The sequence below is a fragment of the Dongshaea marina genome (assembly GCF_003072645.1).
GTDB lineage: Bacteria > Pseudomonadota > Gammaproteobacteria > Enterobacterales > Aeromonadaceae > Dongshaea > Dongshaea marina.
The window spans coordinates 3,010,873-3,035,634 of record NZ_CP028897.1 but is presented as its reverse complement, the minus strand read 5'-3'; the positions used below and the strand labels follow the sequence as shown (position 1 = coordinate 3,035,634).

Here is a 24,762-nt window from a genome sequence, read left to right as displayed (position 1 = left end):
CAGAGTGAATAGCCATCTCTTTGGCTCTTCGAAGGAGACTCGCATTAGCCCTGGATGCAGGCGACTGTCATTGTAACTTTCTGTTGCATTAATGTTGCAAATGAGTTTCATTTGCGTATAATTGGTGACTCCATCAATGCACTATGTATCTCTGTAAAACAAGCAGAAATTGATCACCGCAAGTGAAATCAAATCCTGACATTCGCGCTTAGTTCGGCCGTTCTAAGCGCATTTTTTTGTCCAGAAATCGGCTTTCAACCCAGGATAGTGATGCTGAAAGCCGGATCTCGATTTATTGAGCTGCGACCAGCGCCTCAAGCTGACTCCGGTTGGTCTGCTTCGTATCGACCTTGATATAGGCACTGAGCTCTTCGGGGACAATCACCGCCTCACGCACCCCGGGCTGAGCCATCAGCTGACTTTCCAGAAGACTATCTTTAGCCGCCAGTTGCGACAGGGTGATTCGAAGGCTGCTGACATAGGGTGGCTCCTTCATGCTGATGCTGATCCCAAGCCACAACAGGGTCACCAGCACACAGCCGACAAACATCAGGTTTGCGCCCCCCAGGCTAAATAGCCAGCCCCCAAGACTTCCTCCCAATGCCACCCCGATAAACTGGCTAGTTGAATAGACCCCCATGGCGGTTCCCTTGTAGCCCGCTGGAGATTCCTTGCTGATAAGGGACGGCAGGATCGCCTCCATCAGGTTAAAGGCCAGGAAAAATAGCTGTAGCCCCAGGATCAGCATCCACAACTGGCTGCCCGAGCGCCAGAACACCAGCTCCGCAACCAGCAGGAGCGTGACACAACCCACAAACACCCGCTTCATCCGCCGTTTTTTCTCGGCATAGATGATCACAGGGATCACGGCCACGAAGGCGATCAGCATGGTGCACAGATAAGCGATCCATTGCTTGCCAGGCACCAACCCGGATTTTTCAAGGCACAGGGGCAGGGCGACGAAACAGGCCATCAGCAGGGTATGCAGGCAGAGGATCCCAAAGTTCAGCTTCAGCAGACGAGGATTGGAGAGCACCTTTTTAAAGCTGCCGCGCACCATGCTCGATTCCCGGTTGAGATGATGAGAGCTGGCAGAGGGAACCACCGCCAAGGTGACAAAGATCCCAAGGCCTGCGAACAGCGCAATCCCGTAAAACAACCCGGACAGGCCAAGCAGATGGGTGATGACAGGACCCAGAACCATGGCGATGGCAAAGGTTATTCCAAAACTGATGCCGATACAGGCCATCGCCTTGGTGCGGTTCTGCTCCCGGGTCAGATCGGAAAGCAACGCCATCACGGCTGCGGCAATGGCGCCGGAGCCTTGCAGGGCCCGACCGATGATGATGCCCCAGATCGAGTGGCTCATGGCGGCGATCAGGCTACCGAGGGCGAAAATTAGCAGACCTCCGACAATTAAAGGCTTGCGGCCGATACGATCGGAAAGCAGGCCAAAGGGGATCTGGAAAATCGCTTGTGCCAGACCGTAGACACCGATGGCGATACCGATCAGGGTCTCATTAGCACCGGGAAGTGCCATACCATAGGTGGCCAGGACCGGCAGTACCATGAACATGCCGAGCATGCGCAGGGAAAATACCGAGCCCAGCCCCCAGGTTGCACGCCGTTCGGTGGGGGTCATTTGATGATCATTCATGAAAAGTGGCTCACAAGGTTAGCGGAAGAAATCAGCCTGCCGCTGAGAGTCACTCAGGGGCAGGCGGGTAAGAAGGGTTTAGGATACTACATATTGGGGAATGACATGAAAGTCGATCGACATCATGACACTCAATGAGGTGATCGCAATAATCGACAGTACAAACATCCGGCGCGCCCAGCGCCCTTCGTTAGGGGTGATATACCCGGACAGGGCCATCACCAGCCACCAGATGCTGACCGCCATCGCTACCATCAGATAGGTATACCCGGCGTAGCCGCCCAGGGTCAGCAGCACAGTTGCGATCATAAACGCCAGGATATAGCTCAGGATATGATGCTTGGCGGTGGCAACGCCCTTTTTGACCGGCAGCACCGGCAGGGATGCCGCCTTATAGTCATCGAAGCGAAAAATCGCGATCGCATAGGAGTGGGGCATCTGCCAGATGCTGAAGATCAGCAGCAGGATCAGGGCACCGCTATCAAACTGTCCGGTCACAGCGCAATAGCCGATGACCGGCGGTGCGGCCCCGGCCAGCGAGCCAACCAGGGTTCCGTAGACCGAGTGACGCTTCATCCACAGGCTATAGACACCGACGTAGATTGCAAAACCGATCAAGGCGATCAGGGCAGCCAGCGGATTGGCGGCCAGGTAGAGCAGGGCGATGCCCGCGATTCCCAGCCCGGTGGCGTAGACCAGGGTGGTGTTCGGAGCGATGAGCCCCCGGACCAGCACCCGGTTTTTGGTACGTTCCATCTTGGCATCAATATCGCGATCGATCACATTGTTAAAGGCACAACCCGATGCCACCACCAGGGTGACACCGAGCAGGGTGGCTAAAAACAGGGGAAAGTCTATCTCTCCCCGGGAGGCTAACAGGAACCCCCCGACCACAGAGATGAGATTACCCATGATGATCCCGGGTTTGGTGACTTTCAGATACTGTTTCATCCTCCGGTACTCTCCTAGGTTGGCATCATATTCAGGTTAAGGTTGTACATGATCCACAGGGAGCCAACCACCACGATAGCGATCACTATCAGGGTAAACACCAGGGCCACCAGGTTCCAGCGCTCCTCCGAGGAGGTATTCATGTGCAGGAAGTACACCAGGTGGACCAGCACCTGAATGATGGCACAGGCGGTGATGGTGATGATGATGGTCTGGTGGGAGGCCCCACCATTCATCACCATGGCAAAGGGGATCGCTGTCAGTATGATGGACAGGATAAACCCGGTGAGATATCCCCTGAGGGTACTGTGGCCGGCACCGGCGATTGTCGTTGTTGAGTCTTTCATGACAGAACCCCCAGCAGATAAACAACGGTAAAGACACAGATCCAGATCACATCCAGGAAGTGCCAGAACAGGCTCAGGCACATCAGGCGAGTTTTATTCGCCCCGGTCAGCCCTTTGACCTTGACCTGTACCATCATCAAGAGGATCCAGATAAGGCCGATGGTCACATGCAGTCCGTGGGTGCCTACCAAGGTGAAGAACCCGGACAGAAAACCACTACGCTCAGGGCCAAAGCCCTGGGCGATCAAGTGATGGAACTCATAGAGCTCCATCGAGATGAAGCCTGCACCGAACAAAAAGGTGATAAACAGCCAGCTGTTGACCAGCTTGGTGCTGCCTTTTTGCATCCCCAGCATCGCAAAACCAAAGGTGATACTACTAAACAGCAGCAGCATGGTTTCGACCAATACGAAGGGGAGTTCAAAAATATCTTTTCCCGAGGGGCCCCCCGCGGTGCCACCCGATAAAACCACATAGGTTGCGAACAGGCAGGCAAACAGGATGCAGTCACTCATCAGGTAGATCCAAAAGCCAAAGACTTTGGTCTCTCCTGTGTCGTGATGCCCCTCATGCTCGTGGGCCTGTGACAGCTCTTGGGACAGAGGCTGGTTTGTCATAGTCTCAGTTGCCATGCTTGATTACACCTGCTTTGTTTAGTTGCTCATAGTGGGCTGCTTCCAGTGGCTCAATTTGTGAGACCGGGACATAGTAGTCCACATCTTCATCAAAGCTCTTACCGATCCAGGTCACGGCGATGCCGATGGCGGAGAGAATCGCCAGCCACCAGATATCCCAGATCATCGCAAAGCCGAATACCAGGCTGAATCCTGCGATGATCACCCCGGCTGCGGTGTTCTTCGGCATATGGATCTCTTTGTAATCGCCGGGATTCTTATAGGCCTTGCCGTTTTCCTTCCACTCCCAGAAGGTATCCCGCTCGTGGATCTCAGGGGTGTGAGCAAAGTTATAGAAGGGGGGCGGTGAAGTGGTAGCCCACTCCAGGGTGCGGCCGTCCCATGGGTCGCCGGTGAGATCGCGGTTTTGCTCGCGGTCCCGGAAGCTCACGTAGAACTGGATCACCTGACACAGAACCCCACAGCCGATCAAAAATGCACCGCAGGCGGCAACCATCAGCCAGTCATGGAAGCGGGGATCGATATCCTGACTCAGGCGGCGGGTCATCCCCATGAAGCCCAGTACATAGAGCGGCATGAAGGCCACATAGAAACCAACCAGCCATAACCAGAAGGCGCGAACCCCCCATTTTTCATTGAGGGTGAAGCCAAAGGCCTTGGGGAACCAGTAGGTGATCCCGGCAAAGATCCCAAACACCACCCCGCCGATGATGACGTTATGGAAGTGGGCGATCAGGAACAGACTGTTGTGCAGCACAAAGTTTGCGCCCGGTACCGCCAGCAGAACCCCTGTCATGCCACCTATGGTAAAGGTGACCATGAAGCCGATGGTCCACAGCATGGGGGTCTTAAACTCAATCCGTCCGCGATACATGGTGAACAGCCAGTTGAAGATCTTCACCCCGGTCGGGATCGCAATGATCATGGTGGCTATTCCGAAGAAGGCGTTGACGTTGGCTCCCGAGCCCATGGTGAAGAAGTGATGCAACCAGACGATGAAAGAGAGCAGGGTGATCACTATGGTGGCCCACACCAAAGAGGTGTAACCGAATAGCTTCTTCTTGGAGAAGGTAGCGGTGACCTCAGAGAAGATCCCGAACACCGGCAGTACCAGGATATACACCTCCGGATGACCCCAGGCCCAGATGAGGTTGATATACATCATCATGTTGCCGCCGAGATCATTGGTGAAGAAGTGAAAGCCGAGATAACGGTCCAGGGTGAGCAGGGCTATGGTTACCGTCAAAATCGGGAAGGCGATGATGATCAGCACATTGGTACACAGGGAGGCCCAGGTGAAGACCGGCATCTTCATCAGCGACATTCCGGGAGCACGCATCTTGAGGATGGTGGCAAAGAAGTTCACCCCGGTCATCAGGGTGCCGAGGCCGGATATCTGCAAGCTCCATATCCAGTAATCGACCCCGACCCCGGGGCTGTAAGGTTTCTCCGACAGTGGAGGGTAGGCCAGCCAGCCGGTTTTGGCAAACTCACCGATACCAAGGGAGAGGTTGACCAGGATCACCCCGACCACAAAGAACCAGAAGCTCAATGAATTGAGGAAGGGAAAGGCGACATCACGGGCCCCGATCTGCAGGGGCACCACAATATTCATCAGGCCAATCACCAGCGGCATGGCCACGAAGAAGATCATGATGACACCGTGGGCGGTGAAGATCTGATCATAGTGGTGCGGCGGCAGGAAGCCTGCCTCACCGGCCGAGGCCAGTGCCTGCTGTGAGCGCATCATGATCGCATCGGCGAAGCCTCGCACCAGCATGACCAGCCCAACAATGACATACATGATGCCGATTTTTTTATGATCGATACTGGTAAACCAGTCAAACCAGAGCGTCTTCCATTTACCAAAATAGGTAATGGAGCCGAGCAGAGCCAGACCAAGAACCGCGACCACGCTCACCGTGACCATGATGATCGGCTCATGGTATGGGATTGAATCCAGGGTTAATTTTCCAAACATCGCTTATTCCTTTACGCCAGCATGAGAGAGCGTTGCCATCTCCATGGTTTTATGGGAGCCCTTGTGATCCATCTTCATCTGTTTCATATCGCCCATATACTTGGCAATAATCTCCTGGAAGAGTTGAGGCTTAACACTTGAGTAGTAGGCGACCGGGTTGTTTTCTGAAGGGGCCGCCAGCTGATTAAATGCCTGGGTGGTTTTGAGGGTATCGGGTGATTGCTTCACCTTCTTAACCCACTGATCAAACGCCTCTTGGGTTGGGGTGGCGATGGCGGTGAACTTCATTCCGGAAAAACCTGCTCCGCTGTAGCTGCTGGAGATCCCATCGTAGGTTCCGGGCTGGTTGGCGATGAGATGAAGCTGGGTCTGCATCCCGGCCATGGCATAAATTTGCCCTCCGAGCCTTGGAATAAAGAAGGCATTCATCACTGTATCCGAGGTGATCTTAAAGGCGATCGGCACATCGGTGGGGAAGGCCAGCTGATTGACGGTGGCGATTCCCTGCTCCGGATAGATAAACAGCCACTTCCAATCCAGGGAAACCACCTCTATGGTCAGCGGCTTCTTGCCGGTATCGAGTGGACGATATGGGTCCAGCTCATGGGTGGTCTTCCAGGTGATGGTCGCCAGGATCAATATGATAATGATCGGCACCCCCCAGACCACGGCTTCTATCTTATTGGAGTGTGCCCAGGTGGGACGGTAAGTGGCTTTGGTATTGCTGCCGCGGTAGCGCCAGACAAAGGCAAAAACCATGATGATCACCGGGATGACCACGATCAGCATCAGCCCCAGAGCCGTGAGGATCAATTTTTTCTGCTCTTCTCCAATGGCACCTTTGGGATCCATCAGCACAGTGCCACAGCCGCTCAATAGCAAAGCGGTACAACACAGTGCCAGCATCCCTAGCGTTTTCCTCTGTTTCCCTAATCTCATTCAAGAACCTCAAAATAAAGGTATTTTGGATAGTTTCATGTGGTTCCAGATCTTACGGGAATGTTGAACTTTTGTAAAACTGGTTAAGACCATGTCAAGGTTAGTGGTTTAATTGGATTCAATAGAGGCTAAAAAGTGTCGAGGCTGCGTCAATTAAGGGCTGTGGCACCTTTCGGCCTGCATTGAGATTTGACAAAGGTTCACAAATGGCGGGTTGATAGAGCTTTTCATCTCAAAGGGGAGTTAAGAAAAAGTTTAAACAGTGATCCGGCTCACTTAGGATCTGGGAGGGGGAGCAAGATCATGACTCAGCGGCTACCTGATGGATCTGAACCTTGAGCGGGGCAAAGTGAATCAAACTCTGTCTGAGTCGTGAGAGGCCAGCTGTCTTTTAAACGGGGAAGATTCACCCGGATTATTGTGAAGAGTGGACGGATTGAAATGACGGCCGGGAAGCGCTTGTGTCCCTGCCAGCTTATTTGAGAGTAAACTTTGAGTTGAGCCCTGTCAGGCGAATGCTTCGCGCTTGTGCTCGGTCTGCCAGTGAAACAGCTCTTCGAGAATGAGGGCCTGATGACCAATAAAGCGATCCATGCACTCGATGCTTCCCCGTGAGCTGCGATACCACTGCTGCTGCATCTTACCTTCGATCTGCAGCAGGGCTCCTTTTTCAAGCTCATCAATCAGACCGACATCTTTACCGGTGAGTAGAACCGAGATGGTTTCCTGGCCGGTTTCGTAATGGGCGACGAGCTTGAACTGGGCGATGGGCTGCCCGCTTCGCGAGTATCCCGTTTTTGGCGTGTCGGCCAGGCTGCCGAAGATGGTTATTGTCTTTTTCATCTACTCTACTTCAAGGTGACCGATTAAAAATGCCTCACATCAGTGCAGATGTGAGTAATCTTTTTAGTTCAGCAAATATTTTACGGGCTGTCGAGGCAAAACTCACTGTTTTTTATGGAAAAGTGATAATAGAGGTCGGGCCGAGACGCCCCTTGTCGGGAGGGAGGGTGGAGTTGTATGAATCTGAATATGCGCTGAATGGATTCGCTGGGAGCACAAACGAAAAAAGGGCTAGCCTAAGCTAGCCCTTTTTCAGGGTATTTTGGTCGGCGTGACTGGATTCGAACCAGCGACCCCTGACACCCCATGACAGTGCGCTACCAAGCTGCGCTACACGCCGACGTTGTTACGGGGCTGGATATTAGAGCCTGCCGGGTCCACTGTCAACAGTAAAAATCCATAAAAAAACCGACTGCTGGGTTGTTGACCAGTTAACGGTCAAACTCCAGACGTTTACCCCGAATATGCGGATTTAACTGCCCATCGTGGTAGGCGATATCCCCGTTGAGCAACGTCATCTCGATTCGTGAGTTCAGGGTCTGTCCCGACAGCGGCGACCAGCCGCACTTGTAATACAGAGAGCTGTTGTCAACGGTTTGTTGCACTGTCGGGTCGATGGCGACCAGATCCGCATAATAGCCTTCGCGCAGATAGCCGCGGTCTTTGAGCTGGTAACGCTCAGCGACTGCGTGAGAGGTCTTTTGGGCGATCATCTCCTGGGTCATCTCTCCCTGATGGCACAGCTCCATCAGCAGTTGCAGCGAGTGTTGGCACAGGGGGAGTCCGGAGGGAGCATTGAAATAGCTACCCTGTTTTTCATCCCAGGTATGGGGGGCGTGATCGGTGGCTATGATGTCGATCAGTTGCTCGCGGACCGCAAGGCGCAGCGCATCCCGGTCGTTCTGGGTCTTAATCGCCGGGTTACACTTAATGAGGCTCCCGAGACGCTCGTAATCCGCATCACAGTAGAACAGGTGATGGACACAGACCTCGGCACTGATGAGCTTTGTTTTCAGATCGCTGATGTTTTGGGTCGGAGTCAGCAGCTCCAGCTCTTTGGCCGTGGTCAGGTGCAGTATGTGGAGACGGGCTTGATGTTTATGAGCGAGTGAGGCGGCAAGCGAGGAGGAGAGATAACAGGCTTCGGCACTTCGGATATTCGGATGCTCACTGAAGGGGACATCTTCTCCATATTTTTCCCGGGCGGCCTGCTCATTGGCGCTGATGGTGGGTGAGTCTTCACAGTGGGTGGCAATCAAAACCGGTGAATGGCTGAATATTTCATCCAGGGTCTGGGGGTTGTCGACCAGCATGTTGCCGGTAGATGAACCCATGAACACCTTCAGGCCACACGCCTGATTGGGATCAAGGCGCTTGATCTGTTCAAGGTTGTCGTTGGTCGCACCCAGGTAGAAAGAGAAGTTGGCTAAACTCTTTCCCTGAGCCCGCTGATATTTTTCCTCCAGCGCTTCTATAGTGGTGGTCTGTGGCGAGACATTGGGCATCTCCATGAAGCTGGTGGTACCACCGGCGATGGCCGCTGCGGACTCGGTGGCTATACTACCCTTATGGGTCAGGCCCGGCTCACGAAAATGCACCTGATCATCGATCATGCCTGGCATTAGTAACTTACCATCGAGATCGATCACCCGGGTTCCGGCATCGGCGCTGATAGAAGAAGCTATCTTCTCGATGCGCTCTCCTTTGATCAGCAGATCACCAACTTCAGTTGTACCTTCATTAACCAGCCGGGCATTTTTTAGCAGTAAAAGGCTCATGTGGGGGCAGTTCCTTTGTGACTATTGATGAATAGAGTGGATATAATAGCGAAATTGATCTCTATCCTGTAGCAAGGACCTGAATTAACCATGAAACTATTTGTCCGTGATCTGACGGTGATCGACTGCTCGCTCTTGTGTGAAAGGCGTGGCATGGTTGGCCAGAGCTGGCTGGTTGATCTTGAAATGGGTGGCGATCTCAATGAGATGAGCATGATCTTTGACTTCGGACGGGTCAAAAAAACGATCAAGGGGTTGATAGACAAAGAGGTCGATCACCGGCTGCTGGTCCCAACCCGGACCGGAGCATCACGGATAGAGCTTCAGGACAGCGGGAACTTTTGGGTTGATTTTGACTCTCAGCCCGGGAGTATTCATCTCAACTGCCCCGAGCAGGCATATGTGTTTGTCGATACCGACAAGATTGATGCTGAAAGCCTTGAGCAGCACTTGTTAAATTTGGTACGCCAGGCACTTCCTGATAATGTGCAATCGGTTCGGCTGACCCTTCGGCAAGAGAAGATTGAGGGAGCCAGCTACCATTACAGTCACGGCTTGAAAAAACATGATGGCAATTGCCAGCGGATCGCCCACGGCCATCGTTCGGCCATCGAGATCTCGGTGGACGGGGAGCGCGACCAGGCCCTGGAGCAAAGCTGGGCGGATCGTTGGCAGGATATCTATCTGGCCTCCGAGGAGGATCAGGTGGCAGCGGATGCCGTGAGTTTCAGTGCCCACGGGCTGGCACAACTGGGTAATGACCACGATTGTTTTCGCTATCGGGTCTCTCAGGGACTATTTGAGCTGGCCCTTCCCAAGCAGGGCGTGGAGCTGATTGATAGCGATACCACGGTTGAGCTGCTGGCAGACTATATAGCCCACAAGCTCAAGCCGGAGGTGGGAGATAAAGTTTTGGAGGTCAGAGCCTTTGAAGGGCCGGGGAAAGGCGCCATAGTGGTGAGCTAGAGCACCGTTCAGTTTACTATTTGTAATAGTAAACTGAACGCAGATTGAGTAATTAATATGCTGTTCGCTGTTAATTGATTTTTTGCGACACGCTGTGAAGCCATTTCTCATCCGTGAGAAATCTTCCCAGCTCAGCTCCCTGCTTTGCGTGCGTTGCTCCAGGAGCAACTTACTCATGGGCGCTCTGATGCCACATCCATGTGGCAAAAGGTCGAAAAAATCAACAAACAGTTCACTCCAAAACAAATTGGGTTTGGTTGAGCTTTAAGCTATATGTTGCTCTAGAAGTTTTTTAGGGACTGGTGGCGGGTCAGCGCGGCCGGGCCTTATCGATAACAGGATTCAGATAGTTATAACAACAGGAGTTTAGTCAATGGTACAGGAAACAATTTTCAGTAAGATCATCGCAAAAGAGCTTCCGGCAGACATCGTCTATCAGGATGAGCGGGTCACCGCATTTCGTGATATCGATCCCAAGGCTCCCACCCATATCCTGATCATTCCCAACAAGATTATCCCGACAGTCAATGATATCGAGGCTGAGGATGAGGCCGTGGTGGGGTATCTCTTTAGCGTTGCCCGTAAGCTGGCCAAGCAGGAGGGGATCGCTGAAAATGGTTATCGACTGATCATCAACTGTAACCAGCATGGGGGACAGGAGGTATTCCACCTTCATCTGCATCTGGTTGGTGGCCAGCCTCTGGGACCCATGCTCTCCAGCCATGGCTAACCACATGATCCGCTCGATAGGCAGACAGTGGCGTTGGCTACTGCTGATCCCAGCGCTGCTGCTCGGTGGCTGCTCAATGTTTCATTTTTCGGATCTGTTTGTGGGCTATAGCCAGCAGATGAATCCGGTGCGTAAGGCGATCGATGACAACGATCTGTCCAAGGCGCAAGATGAGATCCCGGAGCAGTCGATGAGCTCAGATAGCGGGATCCTGCGGGAGATGGAGCGTGCCCGGGTCTCTTTTATGCAGGGAGATTGGAAACAGAGCCGCAGTGAATTTAATAAGGTCAGTGATCGCCTGAAATGGCTGGATGAACAGGCAAAGTATCGCCTCAGCCAGGGCATTGCTCAGACCTCCTCACTGGTGACCAATGATCAGCTGATCCCCTATGATGTGCCCGCCTATGAGAAGGCACTGGTTCATCACTACCAGGCGTTAAACTACCTGTTTTTGGGGGATCAGTCCGGAGCCATGGTTGAGATCCGCAAGGCCGATCTGATCCAGAGCGCGATTTTGCGAAAGCATAATGAACTGCTGCAGGATTCGATCAATGAGGCGCAAAAAACCGCGGATAATTGGGACTATTTTGAATCCCGATACCCGACGCCGACCGATGGTCAGAGTCAGTATGCCGATGCTTACATCTTTTATACCTCGGCGGTCCTCTATGAGGCATCGGGGGATCTTAATGATGCCTATGTGGACTATAAACATGCCTATGCGGTGAACCCGCATAATCGGGTGCTGCAACAGGATCTGCTGCGGGTTGCCTCTTTGATGGGGCTGCGTGATGACGTCAACTACTATGAGAAGCGGTTTGGCTTCAAGCCCAAGCTGCCACCCAGGGGAACCGGGCAACTGGTGTTGATCTCTGAGCAGGGACAGGTGCCGATGCGCCAATCGTTTAAGCTGCCGCTCCCGATCAGCACCAGTAGCGGTTATGGAAGGCTGTTTACCCTGGCGTTTCCGATCTATCCTAAACTGGAAGTTTCTCTGCCATCGGTGCAACTTGATGTCGGAGATGAGAGCCTGAGCGGTCAGCCTCTCAATCAGTTGGGGCCTCTGGCTTATGGTGCCCTCAAGCAGCAGCTTCCCGGGCTGTTTGTTCGTGAGGTGTTGCGGGTAACCGCCAAGGAGCAGCTACGTAAGGTCGGGGCGCAAAAGGGAGAAGATGTAGGGAATGTGATCGTCAACCTGTATAATTACCTGTCTGAGCAGGCTGATACTCGCAGTTGGACGACGCTGCCAGCGGGTAGCGCTATTGCGCGCATCAGTCTAAAGCCGGGTCAACACAGGGTGAGGCTGCAGGTCGGGGGCGAGAGTCATCAGGTGACGCTACCGATCAAGTCCGGCCAGACCACCTTGCTGTTCGTCAGCTCGGCAGGTGACTATCAGATGCAGCACTGGACCGTTATATCAGGAGAAACATAATGATCAAAGGACTCATATTTGCGGCGCTGACAGCGCTGTTAATCACAGGGTGTTCAAGTAATACCTCTGGTATCGAGGGTGGGCTTAAGCCTTATACCAAGGTTAGTAACAGCTGGTTGGGTGGACAGGTGGTCCTCTCCGATTATTATCAGCGCAAGGTGGGTGGTATTTTGCAGGCCACTGCTAAGCTGACCAATGAAGACTCTAGTGATCAAAACCTGCAATACCGTTTTGTTTGGTTTGATAACGAAGGCTTCCCGGTTGCTGAAGAGCAGCAGAGCTGGCAGCCGATCACCCTGCATGGAAACCAATCCATTGCGCTGAGAGCGACAGCTCCAACCACCTCGGTTGCCTCCTTTAAGGTCTCCGTTCGTGAAGTGAATGATTAATGATGAGGATAGATTCAATGAAGAAGCTTGTAGTGGGTGGACTCACCCTGGCGATGGCAGCAACTGTGCTTTCAGGGTGTAGCTCGACGGTGAGCTATCAGGACCCGAACGCGGTCGAGACAGTGAGTGTCGACTATGGAGCGACCGATCTACAAAGCATCGCTTCAACCATGGCCGATGATATGCTGTCATCACCCAATCTGGTGAAACTGACCGCAACCCGTCAGCCGGTTCTGTTTGTTGACTCCATTCGCAATAAGACCAGCGAGCATATCGATACTCAGTCAATTACTGACTCGATTGAAACTAAGCTTATCAACTCGGGTAAGTTCCGTTTTGTGGATATGACCAAGGTGAAAGCGGTGCGTCAGCAGCTCCAGTATCAGCATGATTCAGGCATGGTGGATCAGGCGACCGCGGTTCAGCTGGGTAAGCAGATCGGTGCTGAGTTTATGCTCTATGGCAACCTGTCGAGTATCGTTAAGAGCAATAGCAGTGTGAAGGACGTCTACTACAAGATGACCATGAAGCTGATGAACCTCAAGACAGGTATTGTGGTGTGGGCGGGTGAGAAGCAGATCCGCAAGCAGCGCAAGAAGAGCTTTTTGGGTTGGTAACCTTCCAGGGGAAGCGCTGGCACAACCGGCTGGCGCAACTCTTGCCTGAGCCCTATACCAGGGCTCAGTTCTCCCTTCTGGACGGAGGGATGAGCAACTATAACTTTTGTGCCAGGGTGGATGAGCAGCGCTTTTTTGTGCGATGTCAGTCTGAATTTTCCAGTGAGCTGGGCATTGATCGTTTTCATGAGGTAAGTTGTCAGCAGCGGGCCGCCGAGGCCGGGATTGCCCCGCGTGTTCTCTGGCACTGTCCGGAGCATCACTGCCTGGTCAGTGAGTGGCTTAGTGGCTGCTCTCTTGGAGAGGATCCTGAGCCCGTCGATCCGGTCATGCTTGCAGGCCTGGTGACGCGGCTTCATCAGCTTAAGGCCCCGGCGCAGCATCTTGATCTACCGGTGCGCGCTAACTGGTACTGGAAGAATATTCCCGATTGCCTGAAAAGTCCCGAACGGACCGTACTCCACAGAAAGCTGCTGGCCTACTGTCAGCGGGTTAAACTGGTTTCAAGCACCTTTTGTCATCATGATCTCAACCCCAACAATGTGATGCAGGTCGAGGGCAGGTTATGGCTGGTGGATTGGGAATACGCGGCCGCAGGCGATCCCGCCTTTGATCTGGCGACCATTCTCTATACACATAACTGTGATCCCGCCTGGTGGCAGCAGTTCCTTCGCAGTTATTCGGAGCTGTCCGGTCCCGCCTGGGAGTCCAGGATAGAGCAGATGATCCCCCTTCTTGAGTGGAGCTCCTGGCTGTGGGCCATGGTAATGTCTCAGGGAGATGGCGCCTTTGACTGCCTTGGTTACGCCGAGCAGCTAGAGCACTCTCTCAGGCAGCATCAGATGCTGTAACCTGAGTGGGAGCGCGCTGGCAGGTGCAGCTCAACCTTGGCTAGCTTGTTCCTGGACCTTCGCCGTGATGAGTCCGAGTTGATTCAGCTCCTCAATCAGCCAGCTTTGAAATGCCTGATATCTGGGTCTGGACTGATGCTCTTTCGGGCAAACCAAGTGGTACCCCAAACCTGATGGGAATGCCTCCTTAAAGGGGGCGATCAGTCGCCCCTGTCTGAGATGCTCTTTGAGCAGGGTTTTTCGTCCCATCAGGATCCCAAGTCCCTCTAATGCCGCCTGGATCCCGAGGTTTTCGGCATTGAATTGGTAGTGATTTCTCCCTAACAGCTCAGTATATCCCTGAAAACGGAGCCATTGTTGCCACTCATGGGTGGGCGATAGTTGATCGATTCCCTCATTGACATGCAGTAGCACCGCATCACCGAGAGAATCGAGAGCTGAAGGAATAAAAGAGTAGTCGGGGGCACAAACCGGAATGAGCTCCTCATCGAAAAGATGGGTGACCGCCAGATCCGGGTAGTGACCTGCACCATAATAGATCGCCAGATCAACCGCCTCATTTTGAAAGTTAAGAGCACTGGCTTTGACTCTCAGCCTGAGATCCAGCCCCGGCTGGGCAAGCTGAAACTTAGTGAGCAATGGCATCAGGTGGTAGCTGGCAAAGGCGGGCGAGAGCCCGAGGTACAGGGTCCCCTTGAGTTCGTTGAAGCGGATCTCCTCTATCTCTTCGAAAATGCTGCGAAGGTTACTGCTCAGGGTCCCCAGCAAGTGTGACCCCTCGGGAGTCAGCTCCAAGGCCCGGGTCAGGCGGGTAAAGAGTTTAAACCCAAGTAGCTCTTCAAGCTTCTTAATACGATGGCTGATCGCTCCCTGGGTAATAAATAGCTCCTCGGCAGCCCGAGAGAAGCTGAGCAGACGGGCCGTGACCTCAAAGGTGTAGAGTAATCCCAGGATCTGTTGCTGCCTTTCCATTAATAGTTTTTATCCATAGAGTTTATCTTCAACCATATAATAGCTTATAGATTAATTATTTTAATGGATGCGAGTTGCAGTTTCGTTTGTGGCTGGCAATCAAGCTGTGTGTAATACAGACAGGTGAAGACAGATAGCTTGGGAGATCAAGATGAGCGGATTAAAAATTGCGATTATCGGTGCCGGTAGCAGCTATACCCCTGAGTTGATTGAGGGGTTTATTGAAAGAGCTTGCGAGCTGCCACTCAGAGAGCTGGCATTGGTAGACATTGAGGCTGGTCGGGAGAAACTTGAGATCATAACCGCGCTGACTCGACGGATGCTGGAAAAAGCCGGGCTGGATATCCGGGTCACGGCGGGCCTGGATCGTAAAGAAGCCCTCAAAGATGCTGATTTTGTTTGCTCTCAATTTCGTGTTGGCTGCCTGGATGCCAGGATCAGCGACGAGCGTATCTCCCTTAAGTATCAGGTGATTGGTCAGGAGACGAATGGGCTGGGAGGCTTCTCAAAGGCGATCCGAACCATTCCTGTGGCCATAGAGATCGCCCGGGAGATGGAGCTTCTTTGCCCGGATGCCTGGCTGATTAACTTTACCAATCCCTCGGGAATGGTGACCGAGGCACTGTTGCAGCATACCAATATCAAGGTGGTGGGCCTTTGCAATGTTCCTGTGATCATGGAAAGGGGCTTAACCGAGATGCTGGCTCTCGACCCCGAGAGGTGTTGTATGCAGTTTGCCGGACTCAATCACTTTGTGTATCTGCGAGAGCTCTATGAAGGAGCTGAGGACCGGATGCCCCAGGTGCTGGCGGCGGCCCTTGAGGGAGATGAGCGGCTGGTTCCCCGAAACATCTCACCGTTTCGCTGGCCCGAGGCCTTGATCCGGGGGATCGGAATGTTGCCCTGTCCCTATCTTCGCTACTACTACCTGACGGATAGCATCATGGCCGAGGAGTTGGCAGAAGCGGCTGGGGAGGGAACCCGTGGTGAAGTGGTGAAAAAGCTTGAAGCCGCCTTGTTTGAGCGCTACCGGGATCCCGAGCTCAATGAAAAGCCCAAAGAGCTTGAGGGGCGAGGAGGACAGTACTATTCGCAGGCGGCCTGTGAGCTCATAAGCTCTATCTACAATGACAAGCGAACCATCATGCATGTTAATACCCGCAATGACGGCAGTATTGCCGGGCTGCCGGATGATGCGGCGGTCGAAGTGAGCTCGCTGATCACCCGATCCGGGCCTAAGCCTTTGAACGTGAAGCCCTTTGATCCGGATACCCTGGTACTGCTGCAGTTGATGAAGCGTTTTGAATCCCTTACCGTTGAATCCGCCATCAGCGGCTGTCGAGACACGGCGATCAAGGCGTTGACCCTCAACCCCTGGTGACCTGTGGCGAAACCCTGCAGCAAGCCCTGGATGAGACTTTAAGTGTGAATCGTCGTTATCTGCCGAATTTTTTTGCCAAATAAGATCTGCCACGGAGTGATAGATGCAGCTTATTCTCAATGCGGATGACTTTGGCTTAACCCCTGGGGTTAACCGCGGGATCCTTCGGGCGATGCATGAGGGCGTGGTCCACTCGACCACCCTGATGGTGAATCAACCGGCGACAGGGGAAGCTATCAGACATATTCGCCAAGGGGAGGTACCCGATGTTGGGCTACACCTGACCCTCACGGCCGGTCGTCCCCTGCTTAGCCCAGAGAAGATCCCGGATCTGGTCGATACTCATGGCTACTTCCTGAGTCGTGAAGAGCTTTTTAGCCGGGAGTCCATGGACTTAAATCAGGTGTACGCTGAGCTGCGTGCGCAGTATGACTATACCCGCTTTTATAAGCTTGAGCTGACTCACCTGGATTGCCACCATTTTGCAGCTATTTTCCCGAGGCTGCGAGAAGCCTTTATTGAGCTTGCCAATGAGGTGCAGCTACCGGTGCGGCGAATTGACCAGTTTGTTGGGGGGCAGGAGGAGCTCAAGGTGCCGACTCCAGATGGTTTTGATGCCAGCTTTTATGCCCAAGGTGTCTCTTTGGACCAGCTGCAGCAGAGCATTTTGAATTTTAAGGGGCACTCACCCCGGGGGCCCTGGAGATGATGACCCATCCGGGTTATCAGGACTGGCCTCTTTGCGAGCTTTCGAGCTATTGCGCACAGCGGGAATTGGAGCTAGAGATCTTAACCTCTGCGGGGTTAAAGCTCTGGCTACAAGAGCAGGAGGTCCAATCGATCGGTTACCGGGCATTGCTTTGAACCGGGCTTGTATTTAATCCATTAAAAAAGGCTCCCTCGGGAGCCTTTTAAGCATCAGCGGACCAATTACTGGTTCACCATCACTTTGACCTGAGCCTGGGCCTTGGCGTCGACGCGACGATCCATTTTGCGCTGCTCTTTGGTTTTACCCATAGAGTCCTTCGCACCAAAATAGTTCACCTTGATCTGGTCGGCAGAGATCCCTTTAGATGCCAGGTACTGCTTGGCTGCATCAGCGCGGCGCATGGACAGCTTCTGGTTGTAAGCGCTCATACCACCTGTGCTATCCGCATAGCCAGACAGGGAGACAGTTGCACCCTGGTGAGACTTGGCAAAAGTTGCGACCTGGTTCAGCTTGCTCTGAGCCATTGGGGTCAGCTTAGCACTGTCAAAACCAAAGTAGATCGCTTGCTCGGCGGATACAGTCTTATAAGTTGCCTTTTGGACTGGAGCCGGAGCTACTGGAGCTGGGGTTGGAGCATGCTCAACCTGGGCACGGGCAGGGTGGAACACCAGATCCAGGCCGAAGTTGTTGGCACGGGTTTCCCAGGTTGCGCCATCGCCAATCTTGTTGATGTGGCGGAAGCGGGCCTGCAGATCCAGCAGATCGTTGATCTGGTAGCCGATACCAGCACCCCATACCGGAGTGAAGCCGTCATCGTTCTTGCCAACAACATCGTTGCTGTTACCGGTACGCATTACGCCCAGCTCACCCAGCAGGGAGAAGCCATAGCCAAGAGGCAAGTGGCCAATTCCGGAGAGGTACAGACCATCTACACGGTAGTTTTGATCCTGTACTTTAGCCTTACCCAGGTGAGAGTAACCACCCTCAAGGCCCAGGTACTGGTTGAAGTTGTAACCACCGAAATAACCGACAGAGTCTGCCCAGCTATCATTCTCGGTACCACTTGTTTGATACCCCTTCAGTCCCTGAATCTCGGTGCGACCAGCGTTGATACCCAGGTACCAATCGTGCTCAGTGGTGGTCTGTGCCTGGACGGCTGAAGATAGGGCAACTGCTGCGACTGCGGCTGCAATCAGGGTCGGTGCCACTTTCTTATTCATATGATATTGCTCCTTAATGGATACTTCGGGATCAAGGACCCCGGCCAACTGCAATCTGGCTGCTTATCCTCCGTAAAGGACTCGTCGCGGCCATGACTCCCTTTTAAGCATTAGCATTGTAATGAGATATCGCTAAATATAAATAAGCGAATCACTATGATTTTACGGTGAATTTGTGCTGCCTTTCAAGAAATAAGCTCAAAGAGGTCCTATATTTGGGGAACTTTTTGCTCTCATCGAAGGTCTGCGTCGCATGAGCCGTCCTGAAAGGACGATTTTGCTCACCGAAAAAGGGAGTTTTATCCTGTCTGACTCAAGGGTCAGCTGCTTTTTGATGTGTCAGATCGGCGCCATCCTACAAATCCAGCCCTAACTGAAGCTGAATGAGACCTAAGTTATAAGAAACGTGACGCAGAGATCGCTCCCTGTTGTGTAAGAGATCGGCCATTTTTATGTGCGGGATCTAGGATAAATAACGGCTGATTTTCTGAGGTAAATTGTTCTAATACTATGAAAAAAAAGGATATTGTTATTTTGATATCAATTTTTTTTCATAAAAATTTGATTTTTATTGGTTTGCTACGTTGCTCTTTTATCGGGAGCGATTATAGTTACTAGTGCAAGGACGCAATGAGGTCTTTCAGGATAGAAAGGCTGCCAGGGTAAGGCAAAAGGAACACCACAGGATGTGGTAATGGACACCTCCAGGGTCGGAGATGGATGAGCGGACAGGATGACCGTTACACCAGGAAGGTGCAAGGACCCCCCGAAGGATCGGGAAGAGGAAACCTAAGGGAAGAGGACGAGTAAGGAAACGCAGGGAGCATAAACGTTCAGGGATAGGGCGACAAGGACCGAGGGGCGGCGCAAGCCGCCCCTTTTCTCTATCTGTTTTTCTCTGAGCACACTTCACAGCCGGGATCCCTGGCAAGCTTCATCTCGCGAAAACCTCCCTGACGACCGTCAAACAGCTGCAGCTGTCCCGCTGTGATACTCCCGACCTGACTCAGTAGTTTGATGACGGCCAGTGCCTGTAGAGAGCCTATGATGGACACAACGGGTGCCAGCACTCCTCTGTCGACACAGCTTTCAGGTACGGAGCCGAACAGGCGGCTCAGGCAGCGGTAGCAGGGTTCATCTTCCCCATAGCAAAAGGTGATGAGCTGGCCTTCGTTGCGAATCGCCGAACCCGAAACCAGCGGTGTCCTGCTGGTAAAGCAGGCCTGGTTGAGGGCCTCCCGGCTTTGCTGATTATCGGTGCAGTCAACCACGACACTGTGCTGCGCGACTTCAGCCAGCAGCTCCTGGCCCTCAAGCTTGTTATCGATACACTTAATCTTGAGCCAGGGATTCAGTTGCTCCAGCGCCTGGCGGGCCGACAGGGTTTTTAGCTGTCCCAAAGTCGCCTCACGATGCAGGATTTGTCGCTGCAGGTTGGAAAGCTCAACCTTATCAAAATCCACCAGGGTCAGTTGGCCAACCCCGGATGCGGCCAGGGATTGAGCGACACTGCAGCCTAATCCACCGACACCGATGATCAGCACTCTGGCTTGCTTGAGGGCGAGCTGCCCCTCAAAACCAAACTCGGGCAGCACGATCTGCCGATTGTAGCGAAGCTCCTCTTGATGACTGAGTTCACCCATTAGCTCAGCACCCCGTCAAATGGCTCGACCGTCACCTGTTGGCCAGTATCGATTGATCCCTGCTCCTGGGGCAACACGATAAAACAGTTGGCGGTTGCCATGGAGCGAAACGCTCCTGAGCATTGAAGGCTTGCCGGGGTTACACAAAGTTTCCCCTGCTGATCCCGGAAAAAATATCCCCGTTGATAATCGGTTCTCCCAGGCTGTTTACGCAGGGGGTGGGTAACCTTGGCCTGGAGCTGGATGGGGGATTGCCAGCTGGTGCCTGCGAGTTTATCCAACGCCGGACGAACCAGCTGGCAAAAAGAGACCATGGCGGAGACCGGGTTTCCGGGCAACCCAAAAAACCAGGCTTTGGGCAGCTTGCCAAATGAGAACGGCTTACCCGGCTTGAGGGCAATTTTCCAAAAGTGGATGCTGCCGAGCTCCTGGAGGACATCCCGGGTGTAATCCGCTTCGCCGACCGAGACGCCACCAGAGCTTATCACCACATCCGCCTGCTCGTTGGCATCTAAAAATGCCTGACGCAGCTGCGGCTTATCGTCCGGGATGATCCCAAAATCCAGACATTCACAGTGAAGACGCTGCAGCAGGATTTTGAGTCCGGCGCGGTTAGAGTCGAAAATTTCCCCGGCTGAGAGTACTGAACCTGGGTCTTTTAGCTCATCACCACTGCTGAGCAGCGCCACTTTCAGGGGGCGATAGACACAGACCCTGTCTATGCCGACTGAGGCCAGCAATTGAATGCTTCTGGCATTGAGCCTATTGCCTTGTTCCAGCAGCTTTTCTCCCTGTTTCAGATCCTGACCTCTGGGGCGGACATTTTGTCCCTGCTGATAATCACTAAGAATCTGTATCTGATCACCCGTGCGCTCAACCTCCTCCTGCATGATCACTGTATCGGTTCCGGCAGGAAGTGGAGCGCCGGTCATGATCCGTACTGCCTCTCCCACAGGGCAGCTGCCAGTGAAAGGATGCCCGGCAAAGCTATCTCCGGCAATTTTTATCCCGGAGGACGATATAAGACTGGCATGGTCGATGGCGTAGCCATCCATGGAAGAGTTATCAAATGGAGGAATATCTAAGGGCGCGCAGATATCTTGAGCCAGGATCATCCCATCTACTTCATTCAGCGGGAGAGTCTGCGGCGAGCAGCACGAAGTGAGCACGTCCAGCATCTGGGTTCGGGCTTGCTCCAGAGGGATTAAATCTGTCTTATCACAACAACCCATGGTCGATCCTTATTCTCTGTTGCTGTTTTATTGAGGATATGCGGGGCTGGCTGTTGGCCGCACCCGACTCAGGGAGAAACAGGGAGCATAGAGAAACGCAGGGAGTTTGTCGAGGAGCCTTTTTCCAGCTACGGGCTTGCATTATGTTCAGTTTCAGTTTTAACTAGTCAGTTTTTCGATGGTTTATAGCTAATTTAGCCTGGGAGATATGATGTCGACACTGAGTGCTGAGGCGATTCAGGTTCGCTCTGCGTTAGAAGCGCGGGGGCTGGAGACGCCGATGAGTGACACGGGTCTGAGTCGCGAGCAGAAAAAGCAACAGATCGAATCTCACATGGGTGAGGTGATGCGCCTGCTAGGGCTGGATCTGACCGATGACTCCCTGATGGAGACGCCCCATCGCATCGCCAAGATGTATGTCGATGAGATCTTCTCCGGGCTGGATTACCATGAGTTTCCCAAGATCACTCTCATCGATAACAAGATGCAGGTCGATGAGATGGTGAAGGTGAGTGATATCACCCTGACCAGTACCTGTGAACATCACTTTGTGACTATTGATGGCAAGGCAACTATCGCCTATATCCCCCGTGGCAAGGTGATTGGTCTGTCTAAGATCAACCGTATTGTGCAGTTTTTTGCAAAGCGCCCCCAGGTGCAGGAGCGGCTGACCCAACAGGTATTAGTAGCCTTGCAGGCTCTGCTGCAGACCGACGATGTTGCAATCAGCATCAAGGCGACACATTACTGCGTCAAGGCGCGCGGGGTGATGGATGTGACCAGTGCCACCACCACCACCTCACTGGGCGGGGTGTTCAAGACTCAGGCCGGAACGCGCCAGGAGCTTTTGAGTAATCTACACCAGTAGCCCGAGTAGCGTTCAGTTTACTTTTTGCTCAAGTAAACTGAACTTATAGTGTGTGCTTTTTAAAGTGAGCAGCTGTTAGCTGATTTTTTGTGACACCCGGTAAAGCTATCCCTCAGTCAGGAATAAGTCTTTCCAGCTCCGCGATGCGGATCCTCGGTCAGCGATTCCTGCCCATCACCGAGCCTATATTTCATCGCTAGAAAGTAATCCCATCCAAGTTTCGTGTGCTTTACATTCACTATATTGCGAAGCAACTCCGCCAAAACTGCCAACAGGCAAATGGTTCACAGGGTATCCAAATTGGGATGTTTAACCTAGCGATCACCTATCAACCTGGATTGGTATCGCCCCTTCAACGCTGATAATTAAACTACAATCTTAGATAGGTGCTAATGATTTACTAGCGTGATGTGATCATGGCGAATTCCTAAGTGATGAGGTGTCGTGACAAATGAAAATGCGCTCTTGCTTGTTTGCGATATTTATTACCTTAGGAACGGTATCGCTTGTGTATGCAGAGTATCGAGTCGCGATATTTGATTATGATGATAGATTAAACCATGATAATACAGTCGCTAAATATATAGAGAAGCAGTTAAAAGATAATGATTATGAAATATTAGTCTCCCAGTTCACCGGAAGAGGGGAGGTTGTAAAATCGGTTCAGATATTAAAAAATATTGACGCCATGGGCTTTGACCTACTAATAACGATTACTTCAGATGCATTGATCCTGGCAAGGCATGCGGTTCATAAAACACCTATCATTTTCACCAATGCAAACAATCCGGCACTGCTCGGCGTCCGCGAAGACACGAAAGCGATAGGTAATATCACGGGGGCAACTTACTATATACCAATCCAGGAAAAAATTGAGTTCTTTAGAAAAGTACAAAAAAATATGAAAGCAGTGGGAGTTATTTTTGATAAAAATAATAAATCAAAGCGAGTGGAGGTGAAGGAAACAAGAGTGGCACTGCGTAATCTGAACATCAAAGGAATCGTCATGCAGGTTGAAAATATGGATGAATACCTCTCATCTGTCATTGACTTAATTGATCTGGGTATGGATTCAATCATAATAACTTCGAGCGGTCTATTATACGAAAATATTCATTTGATAACCCAGGTTACCAATGATTCAAAGGTGGCCGTCTACTCCTACAATGGGAAGGCAGTGCCTAAAGGTGCAATCGCATCATTAACCAGTGATTATTACAAGATGGCTGATGAGCTAGTGATCCCTATGGCCTTAGATGTGCTACTCAATAAGAAACAGCCAAGAGATATGCCGATAAGGAGATTAAAGAACAATGATATGCTAATTAACCTCTCTGCGGCAAAAAATATTGGACTGACAATAGATAAAGAAATCATCGATGAGGCTATAAATATCGGTGGTAAACACTAATATATTTTTTGAATAACTTTCCCCAAATGTATACATCTCTCCAGCGCGATGCTTGAGTGTAAGAGTTATTGCCAGCAGAACTGGGATACAAATCTAAAAATAGGCGACAGATCCTTCCTTTGTCGATCTATATCTCTATACTCAGTCACCATGAGATAGATAAGTGAGCGTGTTCCTCATGGAGATCAGGAAAGCGGATAAGTCAGATATTGAGGGGATTGTGAATGTATATAGAGTGTGCTTTCCAAGAGAGCTCAAGCATCAGCTCTGGATCGAGGCCTCCTTTCACTCATATCCAAGGGGGATCTACTATGTGATCTCGGATGAGGAGAGGATCTGTGGCTATATCCTGTGGTGTGTGAAAAACGGTTTTCGTGAAAAGACCATTATCGAGCTGGAGCAGATCGGGGTACACCCTGATTCTGCCGGGAGAGGACTTGGAAAAAAACTCATCGAAACCTCTGTTCGGCAATTTAAAGATCACCTCGGCTCCCTGGGTCACGCAGTGGGGGCTATCCTGGTGACGACCTCAGAGGGGAATTATGCCGAGCACCTTTACCAATCTGCCCTGGGGGTCTCCCGCGCAGCTGTGATCCAGGGGTATGGTTCGGGCAGTGAAGTGATCTTATACAACAACCATCTCAGTTAAAGGTATCAACGCCTCTGTTTCCATCCAGCCTCAGGAGGGCTTGTGCATAAGCTACGTCCAGCAAAAGCTGAAGATATTGCTCGAATCTCTGAAATAGAAAATCTCTGTTTCCCCAAAGCAGAGGCTGCCAGCTTGAGCAGATTTAAAGAACGGTTTGCCACATTCCCTGAGTGTTTCTACGTGCTTGAAGTCGATGGCATCGTGGTGGGGCATATCAACGGTTGTATTACCAATACCCCCGAGTTACCCGATGAACTCTATTCAGATGCTTCTCTTCACTGCCCTGATGGAAAGTATCAAACCGTATTCGGATTGGCCGTTGCCCCCGAGTTTCAACGCAGAGGGTATGCTTTGCTGCTGATGAAGCACTTCATCGAAATCAGCATAAAACGTGGTCACCTTGGCATGGTGTTAACCTGTAAAGAACCACTTATCGGTTTTTATCGGCAGCTGGGATTTAAGTTTTTGGGAAGATCTGCATCCAATCATGGTGAGGTCGACTGGAACGATATGCTGCTGAGCTATGAGATAGATACACAACCGGGTACAAGATAGACTGTT

24 protein-coding genes, 1 tRNA gene and 1 pseudogene are annotated in these 24,762 nt (G+C 52.1%); 12 read left to right on the top strand and 14 right to left on the bottom strand.

The genetic code is table 11. The annotated features are described in order from the left end of the window. Positions 1 to 292: 292 nt before the first annotated feature. The 9 genes from DB847_RS14355 to DB847_RS14315 all read right to left on the bottom strand — a co-directional run bounded on the left by DB847_RS14355 (position 293) and on the right by DB847_RS14315 (position 9,131). A complete protein-coding gene (locus DB847_RS14355; protein ID WP_108651320.1) occupies positions 293 to 1,657 on the bottom strand; it encodes an MFS transporter in 1,365 nt (454 codons plus the stop codon). 78 nt (positions 1,658 to 1,735) lie between these two features. Continuing rightward, entirely contained in the window at positions 1,736 to 2,608 is an 873-nt protein-coding gene (gene cyoE, locus DB847_RS14350) for a heme o synthase (RefSeq protein WP_108651319.1), read from the bottom strand. A gap of 14 nt (positions 2,609 to 2,622) precedes the next feature. Then, entirely contained in the window at positions 2,623 to 2,955 is a 333-nt protein-coding gene (locus DB847_RS14345; protein ID WP_108651318.1) for a cytochrome o ubiquinol oxidase subunit IV, read from the bottom strand. Beyond that, positions 2,952 to 3,587 (bottom strand): cytochrome o ubiquinol oxidase subunit III, encoded by a 636-nt coding sequence (locus DB847_RS14340; protein ID WP_108651317.1) that lies wholly within the window; start codon positions 3,585 to 3,587, stop codon positions 2,952 to 2,954. Before DB847_RS14340 ends, DB847_RS14345 begins: the two co-directional genes overlap by 4 nt. Beyond that, the gene (cyoB, locus tag DB847_RS14335; RefSeq protein ID WP_108651316.1) at positions 3,577 to 5,571 is read right to left on the bottom strand and encodes a cytochrome o ubiquinol oxidase subunit I; all 1,995 of its coding nucleotides are present in this window, start codon (positions 5,569 to 5,571) and stop codon (positions 3,577 to 3,579) included. Before cyoB ends, DB847_RS14340 begins: the two co-directional genes overlap by 11 nt. 3 nt (positions 5,572 to 5,574) lie before the next feature. Further along, positions 5,575 to 6,510: a cytochrome o ubiquinol oxidase subunit II gene (gene cyoA, locus DB847_RS14330; RefSeq protein WP_108651315.1), complete on the bottom strand. Its 936-nt coding sequence runs from the start codon at positions 6,508 to 6,510 to the stop codon at positions 5,575 to 5,577. A gap of 507 nt (positions 6,511 to 7,017) precedes the next feature. After that, entirely contained in the window at positions 7,018 to 7,353 is a 336-nt protein-coding gene (locus tag DB847_RS14325) for a single-stranded DNA-binding protein (protein WP_108651314.1), read from the bottom strand. A 263-nt stretch (positions 7,354 to 7,616) separates the two neighbouring features. Beyond that, a tRNA-Pro gene (locus tag DB847_RS14320) sits at positions 7,617 to 7,693 on the bottom strand. Between the two features lie 91 nt (positions 7,694 to 7,784). Continuing rightward, a complete protein-coding gene (locus tag DB847_RS14315; protein ID WP_108651313.1) occupies positions 7,785 to 9,131 on the bottom strand; it encodes a dihydroorotase in 1,347 nt (448 codons plus the stop codon). 90 nt (positions 9,132 to 9,221) lie between these two features. On the opposite strand from DB847_RS14315, the gene DB847_RS14310 reads away from it, so the two are divergent. From DB847_RS14310 to DB847_RS14285, 6 genes are all read left to right on the top strand, one after another. Next, the gene (locus tag DB847_RS14310) at positions 9,222 to 10,097 is read left to right on the top strand and encodes a 6-carboxytetrahydropterin synthase (protein WP_108651312.1); all 876 of its coding nucleotides are present in this window, start codon (positions 9,222 to 9,224) and stop codon (positions 10,095 to 10,097) included. A gap of 373 nt (positions 10,098 to 10,470) precedes the next feature. Next, complete coding sequence (locus DB847_RS14305; RefSeq protein WP_108651311.1) at positions 10,471 to 10,827, top strand: HIT domain-containing protein; 357 nt, start codon at positions 10,471 to 10,473, stop codon at positions 10,825 to 10,827. A 4-nt stretch (positions 10,828 to 10,831) separates the two neighbouring features. Next, positions 10,832 to 12,259: a COG3014 family protein gene (locus DB847_RS14300; RefSeq protein WP_108651310.1), complete on the top strand. Its 1,428-nt coding sequence runs from the start codon at positions 10,832 to 10,834 to the stop codon at positions 12,257 to 12,259. Continuing rightward, positions 12,259 to 12,648 (top strand): YcfL family protein, encoded by a 390-nt coding sequence (locus tag DB847_RS14295; RefSeq protein WP_108651309.1) that lies wholly within the window; start codon positions 12,259 to 12,261, stop codon positions 12,646 to 12,648. Before DB847_RS14300 ends, DB847_RS14295 begins: the two co-directional genes overlap by 1 nt. 17 nt (positions 12,649 to 12,665) lie before the next feature. Then, positions 12,666 to 13,265: a penicillin-binding protein activator LpoB gene (gene lpoB, locus DB847_RS14290; RefSeq protein ID WP_108651308.1), complete on the top strand. Its 600-nt coding sequence runs from the start codon at positions 12,666 to 12,668 to the stop codon at positions 13,263 to 13,265. Continuing rightward, entirely contained in the window at positions 13,259 to 14,116 is an 858-nt protein-coding gene (locus tag DB847_RS14285; protein ID WP_108651307.1) for a choline kinase family protein, read from the top strand. Before lpoB ends, DB847_RS14285 begins: the two co-directional genes overlap by 7 nt. A 30-nt stretch (positions 14,117 to 14,146) precedes the next feature. On the opposite strand, the gene DB847_RS14280 is transcribed toward DB847_RS14285, so the two are convergent. Beyond that, positions 14,147 to 15,088: a LysR substrate-binding domain-containing protein gene (locus tag DB847_RS14280; RefSeq protein WP_108651306.1), complete on the bottom strand. Its 942-nt coding sequence runs from the start codon at positions 15,086 to 15,088 to the stop codon at positions 14,147 to 14,149. Between the two features lie 151 nt (positions 15,089 to 15,239). On the opposite strand from DB847_RS14280, the gene DB847_RS14275 reads away from it, so the two are divergent. Together DB847_RS14275 and DB847_RS14270 are read left to right on the top strand one after the other, a co-directional pair. Then, positions 15,240 to 16,469, top strand: coding sequence for a 6-phospho-beta-glucosidase (locus DB847_RS14275; RefSeq protein ID WP_325049080.1), 1,230 nt, complete (start codon positions 15,240 to 15,242; stop codon positions 16,467 to 16,469). Positions 16,470 to 16,572: 103 nt separating this feature from the next. Continuing rightward, positions 16,573 to 17,178 (top strand): ChbG/HpnK family deacetylase, encoded by a 606-nt coding sequence (locus DB847_RS14270; protein WP_108651305.1) that lies wholly within the window; start codon positions 16,573 to 16,575, stop codon positions 17,176 to 17,178. A gap of 221 nt (positions 17,179 to 17,399) precedes the next feature. Here the strand turns inward: DB847_RS14270 and DB847_RS26685 are convergent, their stop codons facing one another. From DB847_RS26685 to moeA, 4 genes and pseudogenes are all read right to left on the bottom strand, one after another. Then, the gene (locus DB847_RS26685; protein WP_407644462.1) at positions 17,400 to 17,702 is read right to left on the bottom strand and encodes an OmpA family protein; all 303 of its coding nucleotides are present in this window, start codon (positions 17,700 to 17,702) and stop codon (positions 17,400 to 17,402) included. 186 nt (positions 17,703 to 17,888) lie between these two features. Next, positions 17,889 to 18,398: pseudogene (locus DB847_RS26680) on the bottom strand (outer membrane beta-barrel protein); the annotation flags it as partial. An 884-nt stretch (positions 18,399 to 19,282) separates the two neighbouring features. Continuing rightward, a complete protein-coding gene (locus DB847_RS14260) occupies positions 19,283 to 20,041 on the bottom strand; it encodes a molybdopterin-synthase adenylyltransferase MoeB (RefSeq protein WP_108651303.1) in 759 nt (252 codons plus the stop codon). Continuing rightward, on the bottom strand, positions 20,041 to 21,273 hold the full coding sequence (gene moeA / locus DB847_RS14255) for a molybdopterin molybdotransferase MoeA (protein ID WP_108651302.1): 1,233 nt from the start codon (positions 21,271 to 21,273) through the stop codon (positions 20,041 to 20,043). Before moeA ends, DB847_RS14260 begins: the two co-directional genes overlap by 1 nt. A gap of 211 nt (positions 21,274 to 21,484) precedes the next feature. Here moeA and folE point away from each other — a divergent pair, with 211 nt between their 5' ends. From folE to DB847_RS14235, 4 genes are all read left to right on the top strand, one after another. Further along, on the top strand, positions 21,485 to 22,141 hold the full coding sequence (gene folE, locus DB847_RS14250) for a GTP cyclohydrolase I FolE (protein WP_108651301.1): 657 nt from the start codon (positions 21,485 to 21,487) through the stop codon (positions 22,139 to 22,141). 451 nt (positions 22,142 to 22,592) lie between these two features. Further along, positions 22,593 to 23,552, top strand: coding sequence for an ABC transporter substrate binding protein (locus tag DB847_RS14245; protein ID WP_108651300.1), 960 nt, complete (start codon positions 22,593 to 22,595; stop codon positions 23,550 to 23,552). A 178-nt stretch (positions 23,553 to 23,730) separates the two neighbouring features. Continuing rightward, complete coding sequence (locus DB847_RS14240; protein ID WP_108651299.1) at positions 23,731 to 24,201, top strand: GNAT family N-acetyltransferase; 471 nt, start codon at positions 23,731 to 23,733, stop codon at positions 24,199 to 24,201. Between the two features lie 132 nt (positions 24,202 to 24,333). After that, the gene (locus DB847_RS14235; protein ID WP_234418408.1) at positions 24,334 to 24,756 is read left to right on the top strand and encodes a GNAT family N-acetyltransferase; all 423 of its coding nucleotides are present in this window, start codon (positions 24,334 to 24,336) and stop codon (positions 24,754 to 24,756) included. Positions 24,757 to 24,762: the final 6 nt, after the last annotated feature.

Coding starts and splice junctions, on each gene's coding strand:
- DB847_RS14355 (WP_108651320.1), bottom strand. CDS start 1,657: ATGAATGATCATCAAATGACCCCCACCGAACGGCGTGCAACCTGGGGG.
- cyoE (WP_108651319.1), bottom strand. CDS start 2,608: ATGAAACAGTATCTGAAAGTCACCAAACCCGGGATCATCATGGGTAAT.
- DB847_RS14345 (WP_108651318.1), bottom strand. CDS start 2,955: ATGAAAGACTCAACAACGACAATCGCCGGTGCCGGCCACAGTACCCTC.
- DB847_RS14340 (WP_108651317.1), bottom strand. CDS start 3,587: ATGGCAACTGAGACTATGACAAACCAGCCTCTGTCCCAAGAGCTGTCA.
- cyoB (WP_108651316.1), bottom strand. CDS start 5,571: ATGTTTGGAAAATTAACCCTGGATTCAATCCCATACCATGAGCCGATC.
- cyoA (WP_108651315.1), bottom strand. CDS start 6,510: ATGAGATTAGGGAAACAGAGGAAAACGCTAGGGATGCTGGCACTGTGT.
- DB847_RS14325 (WP_108651314.1), bottom strand. CDS start 7,353: ATGAAAAAGACAATAACCATCTTCGGCAGCCTGGCCGACACGCCAAAA.
- DB847_RS14315 (WP_108651313.1), bottom strand. CDS start 9,131: ATGAGCCTTTTACTGCTAAAAAATGCCCGGCTGGTTAATGAAGGTACA.
- DB847_RS14310 (WP_108651312.1), top strand. CDS start 9,222: ATGAAACTATTTGTCCGTGATCTGACGGTGATCGACTGCTCGCTCTTG.
- DB847_RS14305 (WP_108651311.1), top strand. CDS start 10,471: ATGGTACAGGAAACAATTTTCAGTAAGATCATCGCAAAAGAGCTTCCG.
- DB847_RS14300 (WP_108651310.1), top strand. CDS start 10,832: ATGATCCGCTCGATAGGCAGACAGTGGCGTTGGCTACTGCTGATCCCA.
- DB847_RS14295 (WP_108651309.1), top strand. CDS start 12,259: ATGATCAAAGGACTCATATTTGCGGCGCTGACAGCGCTGTTAATCACA.
- lpoB (WP_108651308.1), top strand. CDS start 12,666: ATGAAGAAGCTTGTAGTGGGTGGACTCACCCTGGCGATGGCAGCAACT.
- DB847_RS14280 (WP_108651306.1), bottom strand. CDS start 15,088: ATGGAAAGGCAGCAACAGATCCTGGGATTACTCTACACCTTTGAGGTC.
- DB847_RS14275 (WP_325049080.1), top strand. CDS start 15,240: ATGAGCGGATTAAAAATTGCGATTATCGGTGCCGGTAGCAGCTATACC.
- DB847_RS14270 (WP_108651305.1), top strand. CDS start 16,573: ATGCAGCTTATTCTCAATGCGGATGACTTTGGCTTAACCCCTGGGGTT.
- DB847_RS26685 (WP_407644462.1), bottom strand. CDS start 17,702: ATGGCTCAGAGCAAGCTGAACCAGGTCGCAACTTTTGCCAAGTCTCAC.
- DB847_RS14260 (WP_108651303.1), bottom strand. CDS start 20,041: ATGGGTGAACTCAGTCATCAAGAGGAGCTTCGCTACAATCGGCAGATC.
- moeA (WP_108651302.1), bottom strand. CDS start 21,273: ATGGGTTGTTGTGATAAGACAGATTTAATCCCTCTGGAGCAAGCCCGA.
- folE (WP_108651301.1), top strand. CDS start 21,485: ATGTCGACACTGAGTGCTGAGGCGATTCAGGTTCGCTCTGCGTTAGAA.
- DB847_RS14245 (WP_108651300.1), top strand. CDS start 22,593: ATGAAAATGCGCTCTTGCTTGTTTGCGATATTTATTACCTTAGGAACG.
- DB847_RS14240 (WP_108651299.1), top strand. CDS start 23,731: ATGGAGATCAGGAAAGCGGATAAGTCAGATATTGAGGGGATTGTGAAT.